This window comes from Desmonostoc vinosum (assembly GCF_059505385.1).
In genome coordinates, this window is record NZ_JCACKM010000312.1 from 1 (window position 1) to 3,499 (window position 3,499).

The following is a 3,499-nucleotide window of genomic DNA, read 5'->3' on the forward strand; positions in this document are numbered from 1 at the left end:
AGCCAGAAAATAAATTTTCTGGCGAGTATCCGACTTTTGCAAGAGGTCTAATGACAAATGACCCTAACCACCTATAAATGGACAAATCCACCCTTCTCCTGACACAAAAAACTTGCTAACGCTGTGCTATCGTGACGGAAACCGCCAAGACGGAGGCTGGTCATCCTGTTCCCTGTTCCCTGTCTTGTACTAGACTGGGAATCAGAGCCAATAATCGTGATTGAGCCGTGACAGCAAACTCAACCAACACTCCAGCCTCAGTTTTTCGTCTGTCTCCTTTGATTCGGATTACCCTGTTGAGTCTGTATGTAGCACTTACAGTTCCATTGCCTTTCTTATCGCAGGTTACAGCTGCACCCATACCACCGGAACTATTGTGGATAGGAATTAGCATCGGTTTTGTAGCTCTGTATGCGGTATTGACTGAACGAGTCATAGTAGATGACCAAGGAATTCAAGTTACTTATCCCGCGTGGGTTCCTAGCTTCTTTCGTAAAGGCTGGTTCTTACCCTGGTCAGAAGTAAAAGAGTTAAAACCCCGCACCACAGGTCAAGGAGGAATAGTTTATTATTTCCTTAGCCAGGATGGGAAAGCTTATTTATTACCAATGCGTGTAGCCGGATTTGCTCGTCTAGTACAAACCGTGCAAGCAAAAACGAGCATAGATACCACAGACGTTCGCCCTTTAGCACAGCCATGGATGTACCTGATATTACTAGGATTCACTCTGCTGCTACTATTAGTGGATGGCTGGACGATCGCCACAGCGTTAACCATCAGACAATTAACATAATGGTCATTTGTTTAGTTGTCATTCTCCCCCATTCCCAATTCCTAATTCTTCATTACGAATTACGAATTACGAATTACGAATTACGAATTACGAATTACCCATCCCCCATTCCCCAACTTTGGATAGTGTCACAACAAAAGCCACACTACGCTTAGAGCAAGTTAACCTGTTTACAAAGCTGAAAACTAACCTTTCCAGCAATCAACAGGGATACCCGATATTGCAAGATATTTCCTTGGAGATATGCCAGGCTGAGCGCCTGGCGATAGTCGGCCCCGCTGGTGCTGGTAAAACTTCGTTATTACGTCTACTTAACCGTCTAATCGAACCCACCAACGGCAAAATTTATCTAGACAATCAAGAGTATCGCCAAATCCCCGCGATTCAGTTACGCCAAGATGTAACACTTGTGTTGCAACAATCAAAGCTTCTAGGGATGACAGTTGAGCAAACCTTGGCTTATCCACTGGTTTTGCGTGGTTTGTCTAAACAGATGATTCAGCAACGAGTCAATCACTGGGTAGAACAACTACACATTCCCAGTGAATGGTTGGGGCGAACAGAGATGCAACTTTCTGCTGGAGAACGACAACTTGTAGCGATCGCTCGCGCATTAATCATCCAACCTAAAATATTACTATTAGATGAGCCGACCTCTGCCTTAGATGTTGGTACAGCTTCCCATCTGATGCAAGTCTTAATTCAACTGAGCCAAACTCATCAAACAACAATTTTGATGGTAAATCATCAGCTAGAACTAGCACAAATGTTTTGCACGCGGTTATTACACTTACAGCAAGGTCATTTATTAGCAGATCAAATAGCCTCAGAAATAAATTGGGTTAACTTACGAGAAAGCCTAATACAAGCAGCAGAGCAAAATGATTTGGGATTTTAAAATTTTGGATTGGTCAAAAGTCATTTTTCATTGGTCAAGAGTCAATAATTATTCCTCATTCCCTCTTCAAACCTGACTACTACTAAGTGTTGAACGCTGATTGCTAAATCTCTCTTTAGTTAACTTTGTTTGTGATTGGGGAATATTAGCATTCAAAATTTCCATGTTAAATCTGTATCCTACGTTACGGATAGTTTGAATCAAGCTAGGTTGGCGGGGATCAAGTTCAACCTTTTTTCGCAGCGATAAAACATGAGTGTCAATGGTGCGTGGGTTATCGATGGCATCAGGCCAAGCACGACGCAGCAATTCCGACCTACTCAAAGGTACTCCTCCAGCTTGCGCCAAAACGTAGAGCAAGCTGAATTCCTGGGGCGTTAAATCAATGAACTCCCCCTGAAAGCGGACACGGCGCTGCACTAAATCTATTTGCAAAGTGCCATAATCCAAATAAGCTGGTGCTGTTGGTGTGCGCTTGCGGCGAATTAATGCCTCTACACGTGCCAGAAACTCCTGCATTCCAAAAGGTTTACTCAAGTAGTCATCTGCACCAGCCTTTAAGCCTGCAACAATATCAGCTTCATTGCTACGGGCAGATAGCATCAAGATCAGGGGCTGCTGCTGACGATTCAACCAGCGACAAAACTCAATACCATCACCATCAGGCAGATCCGCATCTAGAATCACTAGCGTTGGTTGATGGCTTAAAAACACTTCCCTTGCTTGATAAATACTGGCGGCTTGATGCACACGGTATTCCAGTTGTTGCAAGTGCCAACCCAGCAACGACCTCAGATGGGGATTCCCCTCAACGATTTCAATACAAACCGAACTCACGGTGGCAAGACCCCTTAGCGTCGATGACTTTCAAAGTAACAAGCCCATGCTCAAGGTTTTGTAGTCTTTGTTACTTCAATTGCTATAATCTTTACATTTCCTTTGGAAAAGAGTCGTAATATCTTTAATTTGCGCCTTGCCACAAGCCGATTAGTGATATTCTTAAATTTTTGTTAGACTTATTGAAATTTCTTGTGATTAACTTATTGCTAATAAAAGGTTATAATTTACAAAAAATATAACTCACACTGACTGACCATTACCAGTTCTATCTATTTGCCTTGTCATGAGTGCGGATTTCATATTGCGAAAGTTTATGGTATTATCCGCAAATCTTGTCAAGTCATTGATAGAAAGAAACATAAGAATAGCTTAGCAAGTAATCATATTCCGATTTTCGTGGAATAGGATTGAATTAGTTTGTAGCTGCTCGTGGGTGTTGCCCAAAGTGAAGATATTTATTTGAAAGTTAATTTCAACAGTAAACTAGCACTTCACATTTCAGCGTAAATCATTTACAATTCTCATTCCCAAGAGATAAATCAAGCAGTTATGCTCCAAGACACACAAACCATCCGCTATTACCAAAGAATTACTGACGCCTTCGTCGAACTATGGAATCGCGGTTATCGCATGGATGATATGCGAATGTATTTGGATGGATATCTAGCCGCACTCCGACACAGCAACGTCATTGAACCTTTCCTAATTCATCGCCTAGAGGAAGAAGCAAGTCGCTATCTGCACGATGCATCAAACTTTGCAATGACTCAACCACAACCCGATTACTACTAATGCGTTGACGTTAGTCTTTAATAGTAACCGCTAATCGCCGCAGACAATTATAGCATACTGTCTGTATTAAGCAATGGGTGGAGTGGTGTGAAATTTTAGAGATTAATAATTTTTAGTAGAGTTAAGCTTCCCCGGTCTGAAGACACGGGGATTTCTGAAGAGTCCATAAAAGAAC

General features: G+C 42.2%; 4 protein-coding genes. 3 read left to right on the forward strand and 1 reads right to left on the reverse strand.

The genetic code is table 11. The features are described from left to right. The first annotated feature begins 227 nt into the window (after positions 1-227). On the forward strand, positions 228-794 hold the full coding sequence (locus AC5JMF_RS31730) for a hypothetical protein (RefSeq protein WP_495799685.1): 567 nt from the start codon (positions 228-230) through the stop codon (positions 792-794). Between the two features lie 118 nt (positions 795-912). Continuing rightward, positions 913-1,692, forward strand: coding sequence for an ABC transporter ATP-binding protein (locus AC5JMF_RS31735; protein WP_495799686.1), 780 nt, complete (start codon positions 913-915; stop codon positions 1,690-1,692). Positions 1,693-1,758: 66 nt separating this feature from the next. Here AC5JMF_RS31735 and AC5JMF_RS31740 read toward each other — a convergent pair whose 3' ends face one another. After that, positions 1,759-2,529 carry a response regulator transcription factor gene (locus AC5JMF_RS31740; RefSeq protein WP_495799687.1) on the reverse strand — a complete coding sequence of 257 codons (771 nt, stop codon included), beginning with the start codon at positions 2,527-2,529 and terminating at the stop codon, positions 1,759-1,761. A 552-nt stretch (positions 2,530-3,081) separates the two neighbouring features. On the opposite strand from AC5JMF_RS31740, the gene AC5JMF_RS31745 reads away from it, so the two are divergent. Continuing rightward, on the forward strand, positions 3,082-3,324 hold the full coding sequence (locus AC5JMF_RS31745; RefSeq protein ID WP_495799688.1) for a DUF6761 family protein: 243 nt from the start codon (positions 3,082-3,084) through the stop codon (positions 3,322-3,324). The last annotated feature ends 175 nt before the right edge of the window (positions 3,325-3,499 follow it).